At 73.6% G+C, this 18,165-nt stretch carries 18 protein-coding genes and 1 pseudogene; 14 read left to right on the top strand and 5 right to left on the bottom strand.

Going from position 1 to position 18,165, the window contains the following annotated elements:
* Positions 1 to 7 precede the first annotated feature (7 nt).
* Positions 8 to 271, bottom strand: a complete 264-nt coding sequence (locus NX794_RS04930) for a DUF3099 domain-containing protein (protein ID WP_258776907.1) — start codon at positions 269 to 271, stop codon at positions 8 to 10.
* Positions 272 to 419: 148 nt separating this feature from the next.
* On the opposite strand from NX794_RS04930, the gene NX794_RS04925 reads away from it, so the two are divergent.
* From NX794_RS04925 to NX794_RS04915, 3 genes are all read left to right on the top strand, one after another.
* Positions 420 to 1,163 (top strand): LmeA family phospholipid-binding protein, encoded by a 744-nt coding sequence (locus tag NX794_RS04925; RefSeq protein WP_258776906.1) that lies wholly within the window; start codon positions 420 to 422, stop codon positions 1,161 to 1,163.
* Positions 1,164 to 1,589: 426 nt separating this feature from the next.
* Positions 1,590 to 2,435: a sulfurtransferase gene (locus NX794_RS04920; protein WP_258776905.1), complete on the top strand. Its 846-nt coding sequence runs from the start codon at positions 1,590 to 1,592 to the stop codon at positions 2,433 to 2,435.
* Between the two features lie 26 nt (positions 2,436 to 2,461).
* Positions 2,462 to 2,749: a DUF1416 domain-containing protein gene (locus tag NX794_RS04915; RefSeq protein ID WP_031064143.1), complete on the top strand. Its 288-nt coding sequence runs from the start codon at positions 2,462 to 2,464 to the stop codon at positions 2,747 to 2,749.
* Positions 2,750 to 2,841: 92 nt separating this feature from the next.
* Here the strand turns inward: NX794_RS04915 and NX794_RS04910 are convergent, their stop codons facing one another.
* From NX794_RS04910 to dtd, 3 genes are all read right to left on the bottom strand, one after another.
* Positions 2,842 to 3,120 carry a hypothetical protein gene (locus NX794_RS04910; protein WP_258776904.1) on the bottom strand — a complete coding sequence of 93 codons (279 nt, stop codon included), beginning with the start codon at positions 3,118 to 3,120 and terminating at the stop codon, positions 2,842 to 2,844.
* Entirely contained in the window at positions 3,117 to 3,518 is a 402-nt protein-coding gene (locus NX794_RS04905; RefSeq protein ID WP_258776903.1) for a hypothetical protein, read from the bottom strand. Before NX794_RS04905 ends, NX794_RS04910 begins: the two co-directional genes overlap by 4 nt.
* A 219-nt stretch (positions 3,519 to 3,737) precedes the next feature.
* On the bottom strand, positions 3,738 to 4,163 hold the full coding sequence (gene dtd, locus NX794_RS04900) for a D-aminoacyl-tRNA deacylase (RefSeq protein WP_258776902.1): 426 nt from the start codon (positions 4,161 to 4,163) through the stop codon (positions 3,738 to 3,740).
* Between the two features lie 159 nt (positions 4,164 to 4,322).
* On the opposite strand from dtd, the gene NX794_RS04895 reads away from it, so the two are divergent.
* The 11 genes and pseudogenes from NX794_RS04895 to NX794_RS04840 form a co-directional block, all read left to right on the top strand.
* Positions 4,323 to 4,937 (top strand): RsiG family protein, encoded by a 615-nt coding sequence (locus tag NX794_RS04895; protein ID WP_258776901.1) that lies wholly within the window; start codon positions 4,323 to 4,325, stop codon positions 4,935 to 4,937.
* A gap of 68 nt (positions 4,938 to 5,005) precedes the next feature.
* On the top strand, positions 5,006 to 6,235 hold the full coding sequence (locus tag NX794_RS04890) for a GNAT family N-acetyltransferase (RefSeq protein WP_258776900.1): 1,230 nt from the start codon (positions 5,006 to 5,008) through the stop codon (positions 6,233 to 6,235).
* 415 nt (positions 6,236 to 6,650) lie between these two features.
* Positions 6,651 to 7,565: a winged helix-turn-helix domain-containing protein gene (locus tag NX794_RS04885; protein WP_258776982.1), complete on the top strand. Its 915-nt coding sequence runs from the start codon at positions 6,651 to 6,653 to the stop codon at positions 7,563 to 7,565.
* A gap of 62 nt (positions 7,566 to 7,627) precedes the next feature.
* Positions 7,628 to 8,527 carry a winged helix-turn-helix domain-containing protein gene (locus NX794_RS04880; RefSeq protein WP_258776899.1) on the top strand — a complete coding sequence of 300 codons (900 nt, stop codon included), beginning with the start codon at positions 7,628 to 7,630 and terminating at the stop codon, positions 8,525 to 8,527.
* A 119-nt stretch (positions 8,528 to 8,646) separates the two neighbouring features.
* Positions 8,647 to 9,312, top strand: a complete 666-nt coding sequence (locus tag NX794_RS04875; RefSeq protein ID WP_309505961.1) for an HAD family hydrolase — start codon at positions 8,647 to 8,649, stop codon at positions 9,310 to 9,312.
* 242 nt (positions 9,313 to 9,554) lie between these two features.
* Positions 9,555 to 11,702, top strand: coding sequence for a phosphotransferase family protein (locus tag NX794_RS04870; protein ID WP_258776897.1), 2,148 nt, complete (start codon positions 9,555 to 9,557; stop codon positions 11,700 to 11,702).
* A gap of 9 nt (positions 11,703 to 11,711) precedes the next feature.
* Positions 11,712 to 12,320 (top strand): TetR family transcriptional regulator, encoded by a 609-nt coding sequence (locus tag NX794_RS04865; protein WP_258776896.1) that lies wholly within the window; start codon positions 11,712 to 11,714, stop codon positions 12,318 to 12,320.
* 53 nt (positions 12,321 to 12,373) lie between these two features.
* A complete protein-coding gene (locus NX794_RS04860) occupies positions 12,374 to 14,446 on the top strand; it encodes a HelD family protein (protein ID WP_258776895.1) in 2,073 nt (690 codons plus the stop codon).
* A gap of 18 nt (positions 14,447 to 14,464) precedes the next feature.
* Positions 14,465 to 15,088 (top strand): RraA family protein, encoded by a 624-nt coding sequence (locus NX794_RS04855; RefSeq protein WP_258776894.1) that lies wholly within the window; start codon positions 14,465 to 14,467, stop codon positions 15,086 to 15,088.
* A 10-nt stretch (positions 15,089 to 15,098) separates the two neighbouring features.
* On the top strand, positions 15,099 to 15,245 hold the full coding sequence (locus NX794_RS04850; protein ID WP_258776893.1) for a hypothetical protein: 147 nt from the start codon (positions 15,099 to 15,101) through the stop codon (positions 15,243 to 15,245).
* 114 nt (positions 15,246 to 15,359) lie between these two features.
* Positions 15,360 to 15,746 (top strand): annotated as a pseudogene (locus tag NX794_RS04840) (hypothetical protein); the annotation flags it as partial.
* Here the strand turns inward: NX794_RS04840 and NX794_RS04835 are convergent.
* On the bottom strand, positions 15,709 to 18,084 hold the full coding sequence (locus NX794_RS04835) for an excinuclease ABC subunit UvrA (RefSeq protein WP_258776892.1): 2,376 nt from the start codon (positions 18,082 to 18,084) through the stop codon (positions 15,709 to 15,711). The pseudogene NX794_RS04840 and the gene NX794_RS04835 overlap by 38 nt on opposite strands.
* Between the last annotated feature and the right edge of the window lie 81 nt (positions 18,085 to 18,165).

Raw genomic sequence — 18,165 nt, 5'->3', positions numbered from 1 at the left:
GGCGGCCTCAGGGGCGGGGACGCTTCTTGCCGTCCAGTTCGTCCCACCACTCGTCGGACTTCGGGTCGCCGGAGGGGTCGTCCCACCAGCGGTCGTCGGGACCCCGCCGGTTCGCGACCATCGCGGCGACCGGCGGGATGACCATGGCCACCACGCACATGCCGACGGCCGCCGGGACGGACCAGAGCCGTACGACTCCCCACGCCAGGACGAAGAGCCCGACGCAGACCGCCATCATGGCGAAGTAGACGTGCCGCCGCCGTGCGTACATGACTCCAGGGTAGGTCGGGTACCGGCTGTCACAACCGATCCACAATCGCCGTACGGCCGTCACCAGGCGGGTTACCGTGGCGTAGCCGTACCGGATTCCGAAAGCCGTCACCGACCTGACGACCTGACCGACCTGGGGGAACCACCACATGCGCGCGCTGCGAATACTTCTGATCATCGCCGTGATCCTGGGCGCGCTCTTCGTGGTGGTGGACCGGGTCGCCGTGCACGTCGCGGAGGGGAAGGCCGCGGACAAGGTGAAGGCGTCGGAGAACCTGGCCACCACCCCGGACGTGGACATCAAGGGCTTCCCGTTCCTGACCCAGGTGGCGGGCGGCTCGCTGGACGACGTCGAGGTGGGCATCAAGGACTACCAGGCCGCCACCGGCAAGGCCGGCCAGACGATCCGCGTGGACGACCTCAAGGCCCACATGAAGGACGTCACCTTCTCCGGGGACTACTCCTCGGCCGTCGCCGCCGCCGCGACCGGCACGGCCACGATCTCCTACGGCGAGCTGCTGAAGGCGGCGAAGTCGGAGCCGACCGACATCGTCCCGGGCGTGCGGGCCCATGTCGTCGGTCTCTCGGACGGCGGGAACGGCAAGATCAAGGTGGCGGTGCGGGTCAAGGGCGCGTTCGCCGGGATTCCCGTGGACAAGTCGCTGTCGGTGCTCAGCTCGGTGACGGTCGAGGACGGCAGGGTGCGGGTGCGCGCCGACTCGCTGCCCGCGATCGGCGGCCTCTCGCTCGCCGAGGACCGGGTGCGCTCGATCACCGACTTCCAGCAGGCCGTCGACCAGCTGCCCGGCGGGATCAAGATCGACCAGGTGCGGGCCGCGCAGGACGGCGTGGACGTCAGCGTGAAGGGTTCGCACGTGCGGCTGGCGGGGTAGGGGCCCAGGCCGGACGGTACGGGGCGATGGACGCCGGGTGTCCGGCTGGCGAGACGGCGACGTCCGTACCGTAGATACGCGAGGTGCCCGAGCGCCCTCCGGCCGCGACGGCGGCCCGGCGGGCGCTCTTCTCTTCCCGCCATTCGGACGATCCTGTCTCGCCATATGACACGCCGGTGACACGCGTGCCCGTACGTCCCTACGATCGACCCATGAAGCGACAGGCGGATCTCACGAAGCGGCGGGCAGTGGACCTGTGCCGCGTTGCCGCCATGCTCTGTCGCCCCTTCTGAGCGAAGGTCCCCCGGACCGCGCATCTCCCGGCCGCCCTGCTGGAAGGGCACCGGTGCGCCCCGTGCGCGCGCCCCTCTCGACTCGTATCTCTACTCGCACGCCCCGCCGTAACTGCCCCGGAGGAGAAAGAGCATGAGCCGCAGCGACGTCCTCGTAGACGCCGACTGGGTCCAGGACCACCTGGACGACCCGAACGTCGCCCTCGTCGAGGTGGACGAGGACACGTCCGCCTACGAGAAGAACCACATCCGCAACGCGATCCGCATCGACTGGACCAAGGACCTCCAGGACCCGGTCCGCCGCGACTTCATCGACCAGGAGGGCTTCGAGAAGCTCCTGTCGGAGAAGGGCATCGCCAACGACACGCTGGTGGTCCTGTACGGCGGCAACAACAACTGGTTCGCGTCGTACGCCTACTGGTACTTCAAGCTGTACGGCCACGACAGCGTCAAGCTCCTCGACGGCGGCCGCAAGAAGTGGGAGCTGGACGCCCGCGAACTGGTCGGCGGCGACGAGGTGCCCGAGCGCGCCAGGACCGAGTACCAGGCCAAGCCGCAGAACACCGCGATCCGCGCCTTCCGCGACGACGTCGTCTCCGCGATCGGCTCGCAGAACCTGGTCGACGTGCGCTCGCCCGACGAGTTCTCCGGCAAGCTGCTCGCCCCGGCGCACCTGCCGCAGGAGCAGTCGCAGCGTCCGGGCCACGTCCCGTCCGCGAAGAACATCCCGTGGTCGAAGAACGCCAACGACGACGGCACCTTCAAGTCGGACGACGAGCTGAAGGAGCTGTACGCCACCGAGGACGTCGACCTCGCCAAGGACACGATCGCCTACTGCCGCATCGGTGAGCGCTCGGCCCTGACCTGGTTCGTCCTGCACGAGCTGCTGGGCGTGCGGAACGTCAAGAACTACGACGGCTCCTGGACCGAGTACGGCTCCCTCGTCGGCGTGCCGATCGAGCTGGGCTCCGGCAAGTAACCCCTCAGACCCTCTGGAGAGACAGCATGTGTGGAGCGAAGGCCGGCGGCCCGGACGCCTCGACGATCAAGCCCGGTGAGACCACGATCCAGGGTCAGGTGACCCGCGACGGCGAGCCGGTGACGGGCTACGTGCGTCTGCTGGACTCGACGGGCGAGTTCACCGCGGAGGTCCCGACCTCCGCGACGGGGCAGTTCCGTTTCTACGCGGCGGAGGGCACCTGGACGGTCCGCGCCCTGGTGCCCGGCGGCACCGCGGACCGCACGGTCGTCGCGCGGCAGGGCGGTCTCGCCGAGGTCGCCATCGCGGTCTGACGGCCGAGGGCTCAGCACGCGGCGAAGGGCCGTATCCCCGGGGTTGGACGCCGGTGGGGATACGGCCCTTCGGCACGCGGTGGGAGCGCCGGTCAGCAGCGGGTGCGGACGACGGCCAGGGTCATGGCGCCGAGCAGCGCGGTGACGCAGAGCGCGAGGAGGGCTCCACCGAGGACGGCGTCGACGACCTCCCGGCGCCGGGCGCGACTGTGGGATGACTTCCGCCGCACGGGCGCCGCCACCGCCGTACGCGGCGCACCGGAACGCCCCTGCGTCTCCGCCCGGTACGGCGGTAACGCGTAGGCGGGCGCACAGGGAATGATCCGGCCGCGCGAGGCCGCACCCGGCGGCCGCCTCCTCTCGTCGCTCATGCCCGGTGCTCCTGCCCCTGGTGCTGCCGCAGCAGGACGTTCGCGTCGCTCTCGGCACTGCGGTCGAAGACGTCCCTCGCGTCCTCCCGCCGCTCCGCCAGCTCGGCGCAGGACGCACAGCCGGGTACGGGCCGCGGCGGCCGGCTGGCCTCGTCCAGCGGCGGCGGCAGCGGCGGCGCGGACCGGGTGCGGTGGTTGACGGCCCGTACGGTCGCCCCGAGCCGCTCGCGGTCGGTGGCCGGCCGCAGCGCGTCGGGGTCCGCCTCCCACTCCAGCCCCCCTCCGACGGGGCGCAGCATCGCCCGGGTCCCGACCCGGTCGCGGTACTCACCGACCCGGCCGGTCCCGGGGTCGTACAGCAGCTGACCGGGCTCGTGACGCTCCGGCTTCGTGGTCATCGCGGCCGGCTCCTTTCCATGAACGCGTAAACGCAGGGCAACGGGCGAGCTACGCTGCGTGTCCGGGGACGTGTACGAGCATGCCCCAAGAAATCGACGTTTGACCTGGTGAGCGGCCCAAATTCCATGTCTGAGGCGCCAAATTCAACAAATGCCACACCCGCGACACCCGCGACACCCGCGGCACTCGACATCGGCGAGCCGTGGCGGGGCTCCGCCTCACATCTCCAACAGGACCGTGAACGGGCCGTCGTTCGTCAGGGAGACCCGCATCTGCGCGCCGAAGCGGCCGGTCGCCACCGTGGCGCCGAGGGCGCGCAGTCGGGCGACCACCTCGTCCACCAGGGGCTCGGCCACGTCGCCCGGGGCCGCCGCGTTCCAGGTGGGGCGGCGGCCCTTGCGGGCGTCGCCGTAGAGGGTGAACTGGCTGATCACCAGCAGCGGGGCGGCGATGTCGCTGCACGACTTCTCGTCCGTGAGCATGCGGATGGACCACAGCTTGCGGGCGAGCTGGGCCGCCTTCTCCTTGGTGTCCTCGTGCGTGACCCCGACGAGGACGCACAGGCCCTCGCCCTCGATCGCGCCCACCGTCTCGCCGTCCACGACGACGCTCGCGCCGTCCACCCTCTGCACCACCGCACGCATGCGGACCATCATGCCCGGTGGCCCGCGCGTGGCCACAGGCGGTCCATTATGGATCTCTTACCGCCCATCTGGGGCCGTTCGGGCGCACTCGGTCACATAGCGGGTGGTTGGGGTGGCACGATGCTTCCACACGCCGGTCGAGGGGACGGTCACCACCACATGAGCACACCGAGTACCGGCGGGCGGCCGGGCGTCTGCGCGGCCCACCGCCCGCCCGCCCAGCGCGGGGACGCCCAGCACCTGGATCTCACGGCGGGGCCGGCGCTGCCCGCGGAGCCTCCCGCGCCCGAGCTGTCCCGGCTGAGCCTGCCCGAGCTGCGCGCCCTGCGCCGCGACGCCCAGCGCGACGAGGCCGATCTCAGTTACGTGCGGCGGCTGTTGCAGGGCCGGATCGACATCCTGCGCGCGGAGCTGGGCCGGCGCGGCCGGGCCGCCGTGCCGGCGCCGGTGGACGGCTCGGTGGTGGACCGGCTCCCGGAGATCCTCCAGGACGCCCCGGCCCGGCACCGCTCGGCCCGCCATGTCACGCTCGGCACCCCGCACAACGAGGAGTACCGGCGGCTGGCCGCCGAGATGCTCGCCGAGGTCGAGCTGTCCGACCTCCAGGCCCGCACGGACCCGGAGCTGACCGCCGCCATGGGCCGCCTGGGCGGGTACGAGCAGGAGGTCTCCGGGCGCCGCCAGCGGCTCCAGCGCACGGCCGACGACTGCGGGGCCGAGATCACCCGGCGGTACCGGGAGGGCGAGGCCCAGGTGGACGACCTGCTGATCTGAGCGGGGCCGGGGGCGGGACCCCGGGAAACTCGGGCGACAGGCGGGGACCGGGCGCCTACGGTGGCCGCATGACCGAGGTCCGCAGCAGCACCGACGCCGATTTCGAGGACTGGCACCGCGCCCTGAACACCGGGTTCCTGCGCCCGCCGGTTCCGGCGCCGGAGGTACTGGAGGCCCGCCGCGCGGTGCCGGGCCGCCGGCTGGGCGGCTTCGACGCCGGCCGGTGCGTGGCCACCCTGCGCTCCTTCGACCAGGAACTCACCGCGGTCGGCGGCACCCCGGTGCCCGCGAACGCGATATCGAACGTCACCGTCAGCCCCACGCACCGCCGCCGCGGCCTGCTCAGCCGGATGATGGAGCGGGACCTGCGGGCGGCGAGGGACCGCGGCGACGTCGTGGCCACCCTGATCGCCGCCGAGTACCCGATCTACGGCCGGTACGGCTTCGGACCGGCCACCTCCACCACCGAGTGGACCGTCGACGTCCCCCGCGCCGGCCTCGACCCGCGCTGGTCGGGCCCCGAGGACGGCGGCCGGATCGACCTGGTGGACGGCGAGGACGTCCGCAAGCTGGGCCCCGAACTGCACGAGCGGTTCCGGCGCGCCCAGCCTGGCGCGGTCAGCCGGAACGAACTGTGGTGGCGGCTGAACACCGGCGCGCTGCGCTTCGGCCCCTGGACCGAACCGTTTTACGCGGTGTACCTGTCCGCGTCCGGCGAGGTCGAGGGGATGGCGGCGTACCGGTCGGACGACGTCTGGCACGGCAAGCAGCCGCAGAACACCGCCGAGGTCGACTGGCTGCTCACCGTGACGCCCGCGGCCGGCCGCGCCCTGTGGCGGTACCTGTGCTCGGTCGACTGGATCACCAAGGTCAAGTCCGGCTGGCGCGGCCCCGACGATCTGCTGCCCTTCCACCTGCCCGACCCGCGCGCCGCCCGGGTCACCGAGCAGGCGGACTGGCTGTGGGTGCGGATCCTGGACGTCGTACGGGCGCTGGAGGCGCGGAGCTACGACGGGACGGGTGCGCTGGTGCTGGAGGTGGCCGACGCGGGCGGGTACACCGGCGGCCGGTTCCGGCTTGAGGCGTCCCCGGCGGGGGCCTCGTGCGTGCCGGTGTCCGGTGCGAGCGCCGATCTGACGCTGGACGTCGGGGAGTTGGCGCGGCTGTGGCTCGGGGACGAGTCGGTGTCCCGGCTGGCCGCGGCGGGGCTGGTGCGGGAGGAACGTGAGGGCGCCGCCCGGGAGGCCGACGCCCTGTTCCGCTCGTCCGGACGCCCGTGGTGCCCGGACCTCTTCTGAGGGCTCCCTTCGTCCGAACCGGCGGTGCCTGCTGTGCATCCGTAGCGAACTGTTCTGTTGTGGCTGTGCGGTGGTGACGGTCTTCGGTTGTGGCTGTGCGCTGTCTTCTGTTGTGGCCGGTCTTCTGTTGTGACTGGTCTTCTGTTGTGGCTGGGCCGGGTGTTCTGTTGTGGCTGTGCGGTCGGTGCGCCGTGGCGGTGTGTTCCGGTGCGCGCCGTGGCGGTGTGCTTCGGTGGCCGCCCCCTGCCCGGGCTCCCGGCTCCCCTCCGGAGGGAAACCCGGTCGGCCAACCACTGGGAAGCTCGACCATGTTGTGCGAGTTGGCTGCCAACTCTCCTTTACTTATCTCCGCCGGGAACCGTCTCATAACCACCTGTCGGTGAACTGCCGCAAGATGGCGGGAAGTTGTACGGTGCTGTCCGTGGACCCGGAGCACGTCCTGGCCAGTGGACCGACGAGGCCACCAGGGCCCCGTCCGTCCCATCGACGGATAGCCGACGCGCTGCGCGACCGGATCAGGTCCGGCGAGCTGTGGCCGGGACAGCGCCTGCCCACCCAGGCCCGGCTGGCCGACGAGTTCGGCGTCGAGCGCGGGGCGGTGCGCGAGGCGCTGCGTGTCCTCCGCTCGGAGCGGCTGCTGACCGGCGTTTCCCGAGGCAGCCCGGCCGTGGTGGCCGCCGTACCGGGGCCGGTGCGCCCGCCGCCCGGCCCGCCCGCGCCCCCGCAGCCGACCATGGCGGGCCTCGCGCCGCGCATCGCGTCCGCCTTCGCCGTCGAGCACGTGCGGATCGACGCGCTCTGCCTGACCTCCGTCTCGCTCACGCTGGCCGTCGGGGAGCCGCTGCGCCGCATCCACGCGGGCGAGCTGAAACCGGCCAAGATCGACGTACGGGTGCTGCTGCCGAGCCGCGACATCGAACTGGCGTTCCCGGCACCGGTGGACCCGGCCGGCGACGACACCGTGCACCGGCGCTGGCTGGCGGTGCGCAACGCGCAGGGCCTGGTACTGCGGCAGAACCTGCTGGCCCTGCGCACCACCCACGGCATCGAGGTACGGCTGCTGTTCCGCGCCCTGCCATTCACCCCGCCACTCAAGCTGTACCTGCTCAACGGGGCCGAGGCACTGTTCGCGTACTACACGCCGGAGCGCCGGGAGCGGGAGATCGGGCACGAGCGGGTGGCCCTGTACGACGCCGACGGCACCCGGTCGATGCTGTTCGCCTTCGAGCGGCGGACCGGGCCCCGGGACGCGGCGTTCGTGGAGCAGTCCCGGCTGTGGTTCGACGCGCTGTGGGGGACGATCAGTTCGGAGCTGGTGCTGGCGTCGTAGCGCCCGGCCCGGCCTGCCGTACTTTCGTCAACTCGGTGAGGTTGGCGACCAACTCCCGTCAGATGGATCAAAGTTGTAGCGTTCTTGCTGTGACCCAGGAGAACGCGGCGGCGGGCGGCAGCGGGAGGCGCACGCCGCACGAGATCGCCGACGCGCTGCGCGCCCGCATCCGCTCCGGCGAGCTGCGGGCGGGCGCGCGGCTGCCCACCCAGGCGGTGCTGGCCGAGGAGTTCGGCGTGGAGCGCGGGGCGGTGCGCCAGGCGCTGCGGGTGCTCCAGCAGGACGGGCTGCTCAGCAACGTCAGCAAGGGCAGCCCGCCCCGGGTCGCCGAGCCCCGGTCGGCGCCGGACGAGCCGCAGCCCACGATGGTGGCCCTCGCACCCCGGCTGACGGAGGCGTTCGCGGCCCCGCACGTCACCATCGACGCCGTCTGCCTGACCGCGCAGAGCCTGATCCCGGCGCTCGGCGAGCCGCTGCGGCTGATCCACGAGGGGCGCGTGCGGCCCGAGCGGATCGACGCCCGCGTGCTGCTGCCGTCCCGGGACATCGACCTCGCCTTCCCGGTCCCGGTCGACGCCGGCCGGGACGACGACGCCGTGCACCAGCGCTGGCTCGCGATGCGCAACGCCCAGGGCCAGGTGCTCCAGTACAACCTCCAGGCGCTGCGCGGCACCCACGACATCGACGTGCGCGTCACCTTCCGGGCGCTGCCGTTCACCCCGCCGGCCAAGCTGTACCTGCTCAACGGGGCGGAGGCGCTGTACGCGTACTACATGATCACGCGCCGCGAGGAGCCCACCGAGAGCGGGACGCTGGAGATGTACGACGCGCTCGGCTCCGAGTCCCTGCTGTTCTCCTTCGAGCGGCGGGCCGGACAGCGGGACGCGGCCTTCGTGGAGCAGTCGCAGAAGTGGTTCGACGCCCTCTGGGAAACCATCTCGACGGACCTGACACTCTCCTAGTGACTTCTGACGCGACTTCTGATGCGACGCCCGGTGCGCATGCTGGTGCGGTTACCGGTGCGGTTACCGGTGCGAATGAGATCGAGACGCTACGAGAACTGATCACACGGGCCCGGGTCGTGCTGTGGGACTTCGACGGGCCGATCTGCCGCCTGTTCGCCGGGCACCGGGCCGAGCGGGTGGCCGCCGACCTGGTGGAGTGGCTGGCGCGGCAGGGCCTGCGGGGGCTGCTCACCGAGTCCGAGCGGGCCACCCTCGACCCGCAGGTGGTGCTGCGCGCCGTGGGCCGCCGGCACCCGGGCAGCGACCTGGTGGCCGAGCTGGAGGAGCGGCTCACCCGGGAGGAGGAGCGGGCCGCCGCCTCCGCGCTGCCCACCGCCTACGCCGACCCGCTGATCCGCACCTGGACTGCCCTCGGCGCCCGTCTCGCCGTCACCACCAACAACTCCCCGCGCGCGACCCGCGCCTACCTCGACTCCCGCGGCCTCGCCGACTGCTTCACGCCCCACCTCTACGGCCGCACCCGGGACCTGCACCACCTCAAGCCCGACCCGCACTGCCTCCACCGCGCCCTGCACGCGACCGGTACGGCCCCCGCCGCCGCCCTGATGATCGGCGACTCGCCCACCGACCTGGACGCGGCCCGCGAGGCGGGCGTCCCGTTCCTGGGCTACGCGCGCACCGAGGGCCAGGAGAAGCACCTGCGCGCGGCGGGCGCCACCCACGTCGTACGGTCACTGGAACCCGTGCTGAGGCTGCTGCGGGGCGGCCCTCCGGTGCGTTGACGGCGTTCACCGGACCCGTTGGGGTGTTTCGTCGTGGTTGCCGGGCGTGTCGGCCGGCCGCTGGGCATAGCGTGCTCGCCGACGCGTCCAAGCGGCCGTCCCGACCTTTCCCTTCCTTTTCCTTCCCCTCTTCCTTCCCCCCTTTCCTTTCCCTCGCGTTCTTCTTCGCGTGACCGAACCGGAGCGTGCCAGTGGGCGCACCGTCTGTTCCTCCAGCCCTGGCCGGGGGGCACGCCGGCAGAGTGCGGACGGATGCCGTCGTCCGCGAGTTCGTGGCCCGCGCCCTGGCGGCGGAACCCGGGGGTTCCCGCCGCGTGGTGCCGCTCACCGGCCCCGTGGCGCGGGCCCTCGGCCGGGAGCCGGGCACGCTGGTGGCCGTACGGGCGCCGCGCCCGGACGCGGCGGCCACGGTGGCGCCCCGGACCTGGCCCGAGCCGGACCTGCTGCGTGCCCTGCGCGGGCTGCTTCCGGTGCCGGAGTGCCTGGCGGCGGGGGAGGGGTACGCCGTCCACAGCCATGTGGAGGGCGTCGTACTCGCGCGCCGGTGCCCGCCCGGCGCACCGGTCGGCCGGCCCCTGCTGGACCACATCACCGCGCTGTTCGCCGCGATCGTCCAGGTGCGCGCCCCGCTGCTGCCGCCGCTGCCCGCCGACCGGCCCCGCAACCACACCGACTCCCAGGGCTACCTGCGCACGCTGGTCCACCTCACCGACCGCCGCCTCCACCGGCCGGAACCCGCCCGCTACGGCGGCCTCTTCGTCGCCCTCGGCGTGCCCGAGGACGCCCTGCGCCGCTTCGCCGACCGCGTCCCGGCGCTGACCCGGCGGCCGTACACCCTCCTCCACGGCGACCTGCACCGCGGCACCCTCGTGCTGCCGGCCGCCGGGACCCCGCCGCTGCACTGCCCGGACTGGGAACACGCCGGGTACGGCGACCCCGTGCACGACCTCGCCGTCCACCTGGTCCGCACGCGCTACCCGGACCACCAGCGGTCCGAGGCGGTGGACGCCTGGGCCGCCGCCGTACGCCGGGCCCGGCCGCCCGCCGTGGCGGGACTCGGCAGGGACCTGCCGCACTACACCGCCTTCGAGCGCGCCCGCTCCCTCTACACCGACGTGATCCGGGCCGCGCGCTCCCTGGCGGACGCCTTCGACGAGGCCGCCCTCGCGCGGGCCACGGCCGCCGTACGGGCCGCGCTGCTGGCCGCCGCCGAACCGCTGCGGCTGGGCCGGGTACCGGAGGAGGACGAGATCGAGCGGGTGCTGTTCCGCCGTACCGCCGCCGCCACGGCCCGGCGCCGGGGCACCGCCGCGCGGGCCGTCGGCTGGACGGCGGACCCGCGCGTCCCCGAACACCCCGGCTTCCCGCACCGCGCGGTCGCCGACGCCCTGCTGCTGGAGGGCGCCGCCCCCGCCGACCGGGTGTTCAAGGGCGCCGCCCACGTCAACACCGTGCTGCGGGTGCCCGGCACCGCCTTCCCGGTGGTCGTCCGCCGCGAGGCGACCGTCACCCTGCGCCGCGAGCGGGGCTTCCTCAGGGAGCACGCCGTCCTGCGCGCCATCGAGGCGTCCGGCGTGCCGGTGGCCGCGCCCCGCGTCCTCGCCCTCGGCACCAGCCACGCCACCGACCCCGCCCATCGCTACACCGGCGACCGCTTCACCGTCCACACCTACGAGGGCGCCCGCGACCTAGGCCGGGGCCCCGAGCACCCGGTGCACGGGCTGCGCCCGCCCGAGGCCGACTGCCTGGTGGACCAGCTGGCCGCGCTGACCCGCGTCGACCACACCGCCCTCGCCATGCCCGGCACCGGGCCGGGCTTCTACGAGTGGCTCAGCGGACAACTGGTCGCCCTGGTGGCCGGCCTGCCCCCCGAGTCCCGGCGGGTCGCCCGGCTGCTCGGCCTGCCCGACGCGCCCCGGCTGCGGGAGATCCTCGCCCGGCACCGGGTCACCGACCGCGACCGCGCCCTGCTGCACGGCGACCTCAACCCCTGGAACCTGGTGCGCCGCGAGGACGACCCGGCGCTCACCCTCATCGACTGGGAGATGGCCCTGGTCGGCGACCCGCTCTACGAACTCGTCCGGCACATGCACCTCACCCCCACCCGGCCGGAGATCCGCGAGCGCATGTTCCGCCGCTGGGCGGACCGCCTCGACCCCCGCTTCACCAAGGGCTGGCGCCAGGACTGGCCCGTGTACCGCTGGACCGAACTGGTCCGCTCGGCCTACGTCGACCTCGACCGCCTCGTCACCGGCACCGGCCTGGACGCCCCGAACGTCCGCCGCGCCCTCGACTCCTACGCCATGACCCTGACGGCGGCGACGGCGTCCCTGGGGCTGACGTGCCGGCCCGGTCCGGGGCTGCTCCCTCCCGGGGGCGGGGCTGCGTAGGCTCGCCGCATGGAAGAGATGGGCCTGCGCGAGCGCAAGAGACGGCGGATGTACCAGGACGTGTCGGACACCGCCGTACGGCTGTTCCTGGAGCGCGGCTTCGACGCGGTGTCCGTCAACGAGGTGGCCGCCGCGGCCGGGATCTCCAAGCCGACCCTCTTCCGGTACTTCCCGGCCAAGGAGGACCTGGTCCTGCACCGGATCGCCGACCACGAGCCGGAGGCCGCGCGGGTCGTCGCCGGGGCCGCCGACCCGGTGGACGCGCTGCGCCGCCACTTCCTCGCTGGCCTGGAGCGCCGCGACCCGGTCACCGGCCTGAACGACCACCCGGACGTGCTGGCCTTCCACACCCTGCTCTACGGCACCCCGTCCCTGGTGGCGCGGGCCCACGGCCACCTGGAGCGGTCGGAGGCGGCACTGGCCGAGGCGCTGGGCGGCGACCTGGACGCCCGGCTGGCGGCCGGGCAGATCATCGCCGTCCAGCGGATCCTGGCGCAGGACAATTGGCGGCGGATCGCGGCGGGGGAGGACGTCGAGCGGGTGGCGCCGGACGCGGTGCGGGCGGCGGAGCGGGCGTTCGGGCGGCTGGCGGCGGTGCTGGCGGTGCTCGACAACTAGTGATACCCGGTTAAAAACTTAACTCGGTCACAACTTTCTCGTAAGGTGGGGCCATGACGTCACCCCACCCCGCCCTCGAACCCGCCCTCGAATCCGTCCTGCGTGCCGAGCGCGCCCACCACGAGGCCTGCCGGACCGCGCTCGCCGCCATGGTCGAGGGAGCCGCGGAGCAGGTCGTCACCGGCGAGGACGTCTCCGCCTCCGGGGCCGACGCCGAAGTGCTCGGGTACCGGCTGCGCAGCCGGGCCGCGGCGATGCGCGAACTCCCGCCCGGCCCGCTGTTCTTCGGCCGCCTCGACTTCGCGGACGACGCACCCGGGCACGGCGGGCAGCACTACCACCTCGGCCGGACCCGGATCACCGAGGACCCGGCCGCCCCGCCCCTCGTGATCGACTGGCGGGCCCCCGTCTCCCGCGCCTTCTACCAGGCCAGTGCCCGTGCGCCGCAGGGCGTGGCGGTACGGCGCCGGTTCGGCTGGGCGCCCGGCAGCCGGGGCGACTCGGCCGACCTGACCGGCCTGGAGGACGAGCACCTGGACCGGGGCGAGACCCGGGACAGCGCCATCGTGGACAGCGCCATCGTGGACAGCGCCATCGTGGCCCGCGAGATCGAGCGGCCCCGGGTCGGGCCCATGCGGGACATCGCCGCCACCATCCAGCCCGAACAGGACGACCTGGTACGGGCCGGCCTCGCCGACTCGGTGTGCGTGCAGGGCGCCCCCGGCACCGGCAAGACCGCCGTCGGCCTGCACCGCGCGGCCTACCTCCTCTACACCCACCCCGAGCGGCTGCGGCGCTCCGGCCTGCTCATCCTCGGCCCCAACCCCACCTTCCTCGGGTACATCGCCGAGGTGCTGCCCGCCCTCGGCGAGACGGGCGTGCGCCAGTCCACGCTGCTCGGCGAGATCGCCCGCCACCCGGTCACCGGCACCGACCCGGCGGACACCGCGCGCGTCAAGCACGACGCCCGCATGGCGGAGGTGCTGCGCCGGGCGCTGTACGCGCGGGTGGCCGCCGGGGCCGCGCGGGACCTGGTCGTCGCGGAGGGCCCGGCCCGGTGGCGGGTGTCCGCCGGCGAACTGGCGGCCGTGGTGGACCAGGTGCGCGCCGAGCAGCCGCCGTACGGCACCGGCCGCGAGCGCGTGCGCGCCCGGGTGGTACGGCTCCTGCGCGACCGGGCCGAACGGCGCTCCGGACTCCGGCCGGCCTCCTGGGTCCGCCGCGTCGAGCGCTGCCGGCCGGTCACCGACCAGCTCGACGCGGTCTGGCCCCGGGTCCGCCCGGAGGAGATCCTCGCCGAACTCCTCACCGACGGCGAGGCGTTGGCGGGTGCGGCCGACGGTCTGCTGGACGCGGCGGAGCGGGCGGCGCTGCACTGGCCGCGTCCGCCGCGCTCGTACCGGTCGGCCCGCTGGTCGGCGGCCGACCTGGTGCTGCTGGACGAGCTGGCCGGGCTGATCGAACACCCCGAAGGGCACGGGCACATTGTGGTGGACGAGGCCCAGGACCTCTCGCCCATGGAGTGCCGGGCCATCGCCCGCCGGGCCGCCTTCGGCTCGCTGACCGTCCTCGGCGACCTGGCCCAGGGCACCACCCCGTGGGCGGCCCGCGACTGGTCCGTCCACCTGCGCCACCTGGGCAGACCGGACGCGGCGGTGGTGGCGCTGACCGCCGGGTTCCGGGTGCCCGGGGCGGTCCTCGCGCTCGCCAACCGGCTCCTCGCCCGCCTGGACGTCGCCGTCCCGGCCGCCCGCTCCCTGCGCACGGACGGCGAACTGACCCTGCGCCCCACGGACGACGTGCAGGGCGCCACCGTCACCGCCGTCCGCGCGGCCCTCGCCCACGAGGGCTCCATCGCCGTGATCGCGGCCGACCCGGACCTGCCCGCCCTCCAGCGCGCCCTCGCCGCCGCCGGGGTGGAGACCGCCGGCCCCGACACCCTCGGTGCCCGCGTGACGTTGGTCCCCGCGAGCCTGGTCAAGGGGCTGGAGTACGACCACGTGATCGCCGTCGAGCCGGCCGCCGTCGTCGAGGCCGAGGAACGCGGCGCGCACCGGCTGTACGTCGTCCTGACCCGCGCGGTCTCCCGCCTGGACGTCGTCCACTCCCGGCCGCTGCCGTGCTGACCGGAGTAGCGTGACGGCATGATCGACGCAGCGGAGTTCCAGGAGACACCGACCACCACGCTCGCCGAACTGCTCGGCCGGGAGTGGGTCATGGACATCGGGATACGGCCGCTGTGGGGGCCGGTGCCGCGGGTCGCCGGGCCGGCGTTCACCGTCAGCTGTCCGCCCGGCGACAACCTGATGCTGCACGCGGCCATCTACCGGGCCGCGCCCGGCTCGGTCCTCGTGGTCGAGTCCGGCGACCTGGACTACGCGCTGGCCGGCGGCAACGTGTGCGCGATCGCCCAGCGCAACGGCATCGCCGCGTTCGTCCTGGACGGCCTGATCCGCGACCTCGGCGAGGCCCGCGAACTGGGCTTCCCGGTCTTCGCCCGTGGCGTCATCCCCATCCCGGGCGCCAAGAAGGCGGCCCGGCCCTTCCCCGTCTCCGCCCGCTGCGGGGGCGTCCTGGTCGCCTCCGGTGACGTGGTCGTCGCGGACGAGGAGGGCGTGGTCGCCGTACCGTCCGCCCTCGCCCCGGAAACCCTCCGCTCCGCCCGCGCCAAACTCGCCAAGGAGGCCGAACAGACCCTGGACGACTGGGAGAAGGCCCACCGCACCCGCGTCGAGACGGCCTTGCGGGCGGCGGGGTTCGAGGACTGAGCCCCGCGCCGTGGTGCCGCTCTTCCTCGACGTCGACGGCCCGCTCCTGCCGTTCGGGGCGGCGGACCGCACCTTCCCGGTCCACGGACCCCCGCCGGCTCCGGCCGTGGGTCACCCGCTGCTGTCCCGGGTCGACCCGGCGCTCGGGCCTGTCTGACCATTCCCGTCTGCCGCGCGACGCCATGCACGCACTCTCGCCGCACCGGCCCCACACCGGCATCGACGGCCGAACACCAGCCAGCCGCGTCACCAACCTGTCCGGACAGCACACCTAGGACCCCGGCTCGCCGCGCTGGGCGCCGAGCTGGTGTGGGCCACGACCTGGATGGACGACGCCGACACCGAACTCGCGCCCCGGCTCGGCCTGCCCCCGCTGCCGGTCGTGACCTGGCCTGAGGAGGACGTACCGCCCGGCCCGCCGCACTGGAAGACGCGGCCCCTGGTGGCCTGGGCCGCCGGCCGGCCCTTCGTCCGGGTGGACGACGAGATCACCTAAGCCGACCGCGTCTGGACCGCCCGTCACCACCCCGGGCCGGCCCTGCCGCACCGGGTCGACCAGCGCGTGGGGCTCACCGACGCCGACTTCGCGGTGCTGGAGGAATGGATCAGGCCGCTACGGCTCAGGCCCCCACGTACTCCGCCAGATGCTCCCCCGTGAGGGTGGCGCGGGCGGCGATCAGGTCGGACGGGGTGCCCTCGAAGACGATGCGGCCGCCGTCGTGGCCGGCGCCGGGGCCGAGGTCGATGATCCAGTCGGCGTGGGCCATGACCGCCTGGTGGTGCTCGACGACGATCACCGACTTGCCCGCGTCGACCAGCCGGTCCAGGAGGGCGAGGAGTTGGCCCACGTCGGCCAGGTGGAGGCCGGTCGTCGGCTCGTCCAGGACGTAGATCCCGCCCTTGTCCGCCATGTGCGTGGCCAGCTTGAGCCGCTGCCGTTCGCCGCCGGACAGGGTGGTGAGGGGCTGGCCGAGGGTGAGGTAGCCGAGGCCGACGTCGGCCAGGTTGCGCAGGACGCGGTGCGCGGCCGGGGTGCGGGCCTCGCCGGTGCCGAAGAACTCCTCCGCCTGAGCCACCGGCATCGCCAGCACCTCGCTGATGTCCCGGCCGCCGAGCCGGTACTCCAGCACCGAGGCGTCGAACCGCTTGCCCTCGCAGTCCTCGCAGGTCGTGGCGACCCCGGCCATCATCGCCAGGTCGGTGTAGACGACCCCGGCGCCGTTGCAGGTGGGGCACGCCCCCTCGGAGTTGGCGCTGAACAGGGCCGGCTTCACGCCGTTGGCCTTGGCGAAGGCCTTCCGGATCGGCTCCAGCAGCCCGGTGTACGTCGCCGGGTTGCTGCGCCGCGAACCCCGGATCGGCGTCTGGTCGACCGTCACCACGCCCTCGCCGGCCGGGATCGACCCGTGCACCAGCGAACTCTTGCCCGACCCGGCGACACCGGTGACGACGGTGAGCACGCCGAGCGGGATGTCGACGTCCACGTCCCGCAGGTTGTGCAGAGCGGCCCCGCGGATCTCCAGGGCGCCGGTGGGCTCGCGCACCGACTTCTTCAGCGCCGCCCGGTCGTCCAGGTGCCGGCCGGTGAGCGTGCCGCTCGCCCGCAGCCCCCCGACGGTGCCCTCGAAGACGACCCGGCCGCCCTCGGTGCCGGCGCCCGGACCCAGGTCCACCACGTGGTCGGCGATCGCCACGACCTCCGGCTTGTGCTCCACCACCAGCACCGTGTTGCCCTTGTCGCGCAGGCGCAGCAGCAGGTCGTTCATCCGCCGGATGTCGTGCGGGTGCAGCCCGGTGGTGGGCTCGTCGAAGACGTAGGTGACGTCGGTCAGCGAGGAGCCGAGGTGCCGGATCATCTTCGTCCGCTGCGCCTCACCGCCCGACAGCGTGCCCGCCGGCCGGTCCAGCGAGAGATAGCCGAGGCCGATTACCACGAACGAGTCCAGCGTCTCGCCCAGCGAGGTCAGCAGCGGCGCCACCGACGGCTCGTCCAGCCCCCGCACCCATCCGGCCAGGTCGCTGATCTGCAGGGCGCAGGCGTCCGCGATGCTGATCCCGGCGACCTTCGAGGAGCGGGCCGCCTCGCTGAGCCGGGTGCCGGCGCAGTCGGGACAGGTGGTGAAGGTGACCGCGCGGTCCACGAACTCCCGGATGTGCGGCTGCATCGCCGCCCGGTCCTTGGCGAGCATCGACTTCTGGATGCGCGGCAGCAGACCCTCGTACGTCATGTTGATGCCCGCGATCTTCATCCGGGCCGGCTCGTGGTGCAGGAAGGCGTGCCGCTGCCTGTCGGTGAAGGCGCGGATCGGGGTGTCCGGGTCGTAGAGGCCGGACTCGGCGTACAGGCGGTGGTTCCAGCCGCCGGCCTTGTAGCCGGGGACGGTCAGCGCGCCCTCGTTCAGGGACTTGGAGTCGTCGAAGAGCTGGGCGAGGTCGATGTCGGTGACCGCGCCGCGGCCCTCGCAGCGCGGGCACATCCCGCCGGTGACGCTGAAGGACCGCCGCTCCTTCACCTTCCGCCCGCCCCGCTCCACGGTGACCGCGCCCGCGCCGCTGATCGAGGCGACGTTGAAGGAGTACGCCTTGGGCGAGCCGATGTGCGGCTCGCCCAGCCGGCTGAAGAGGATGCGGAGCAGCGCGTTGGCGTCGGTCGCGGTGCCGACGGTGGAGCGCGGGTCGGCGCCCATCCGCTGCTGGTCCACGATGATCGCGGTGGTCAGCCCGTCGAGCACGTCCACGTCGGGCCGGGCCAGCGTGGGCATGAAGCCCTGCACGAAGGCGCTGTACGTCTCGTTGATCAGGCGCTGCGACTCGGCGGCGATGGTGTCGAACACCAGCGAGCTCTTGCCGGAACCGGAGACGCCGGTGAACACCGTCAGCCGGCGCTTGGGGATCTCGACGCTGACGTCCCTGAGGTTGTTCTCCCGCGCGCCGTGCACCCGGATCAGCTCGTGGGTGTCGGCCGCGCTCGCCCCCGCCGTCGCCGTGCCGCTCATCGTCTCTCCGTCCCTCGGTCCCGCCACCGCGCTCACCGCCGCGCTCGCCTCCGCCACGCTAGCCGCACGGGTCCGGGGGAC

Origin of the sequence: Streptomyces pyxinicus (genome assembly GCF_024753135.1) — a bacterium.
Taxonomy (GTDB): domain Bacteria; phylum Actinomycetota; class Actinomycetes; order Streptomycetales; family Streptomycetaceae; genus Streptomyces; species Streptomyces pyxinicus.
The sequence above is the reverse complement of the archived record's forward strand: the minus strand, read 5'-3'. Positions and strand labels throughout refer to the sequence as shown.

Bases quoted from the DNA above. Each gene is read 5' to 3' on its own strand.
- NX794_RS04930 (WP_258776907.1), bottom strand. From the start codon at position 271: ATGTACGCACGGCGGCGGCACGTCTACTTCGCCATGATGGCGGTCTGC.
- NX794_RS04925 (WP_258776906.1), top strand. From the start codon at position 420: ATGCGCGCGCTGCGAATACTTCTGATCATCGCCGTGATCCTGGGCGCG.
- NX794_RS04920 (WP_258776905.1), top strand. From the start codon at position 1,590: ATGAGCCGCAGCGACGTCCTCGTAGACGCCGACTGGGTCCAGGACCAC.
- NX794_RS04915 (WP_031064143.1), top strand. From the start codon at position 2,462: ATGTGTGGAGCGAAGGCCGGCGGCCCGGACGCCTCGACGATCAAGCCC.
- NX794_RS04910 (WP_258776904.1), bottom strand. From the start codon at position 3,120: ATGAGCGACGAGAGGAGGCGGCCGCCGGGTGCGGCCTCGCGCGGCCGG.
- NX794_RS04905 (WP_258776903.1), bottom strand. From the start codon at position 3,518: ATGACCACGAAGCCGGAGCGTCACGAGCCCGGTCAGCTGCTGTACGAC.
- dtd (WP_258776902.1), bottom strand. From the start codon at position 4,163: ATGCGTGCGGTGGTGCAGAGGGTGGACGGCGCGAGCGTCGTCGTGGAC.
- NX794_RS04895 (WP_258776901.1), top strand. From the start codon at position 4,323: ATGAGCACACCGAGTACCGGCGGGCGGCCGGGCGTCTGCGCGGCCCAC.
- NX794_RS04890 (WP_258776900.1), top strand. From the start codon at position 5,006: ATGACCGAGGTCCGCAGCAGCACCGACGCCGATTTCGAGGACTGGCAC.
- NX794_RS04880 (WP_258776899.1), top strand. From the start codon at position 7,628: ATGGATCAAAGTTGTAGCGTTCTTGCTGTGACCCAGGAGAACGCGGCG.
- NX794_RS04865 (WP_258776896.1), top strand. From the start codon at position 11,712: ATGGAAGAGATGGGCCTGCGCGAGCGCAAGAGACGGCGGATGTACCAG.
- NX794_RS04860 (WP_258776895.1), top strand. From the start codon at position 12,374: ATGACGTCACCCCACCCCGCCCTCGAACCCGCCCTCGAATCCGTCCTG.
- NX794_RS04855 (WP_258776894.1), top strand. From the start codon at position 14,465: ATGATCGACGCAGCGGAGTTCCAGGAGACACCGACCACCACGCTCGCC.
- NX794_RS04835 (WP_258776892.1), bottom strand. From the start codon at position 18,084: ATGAGCGGCACGGCGACGGCGGGGGCGAGCGCGGCCGACACCCACGAG.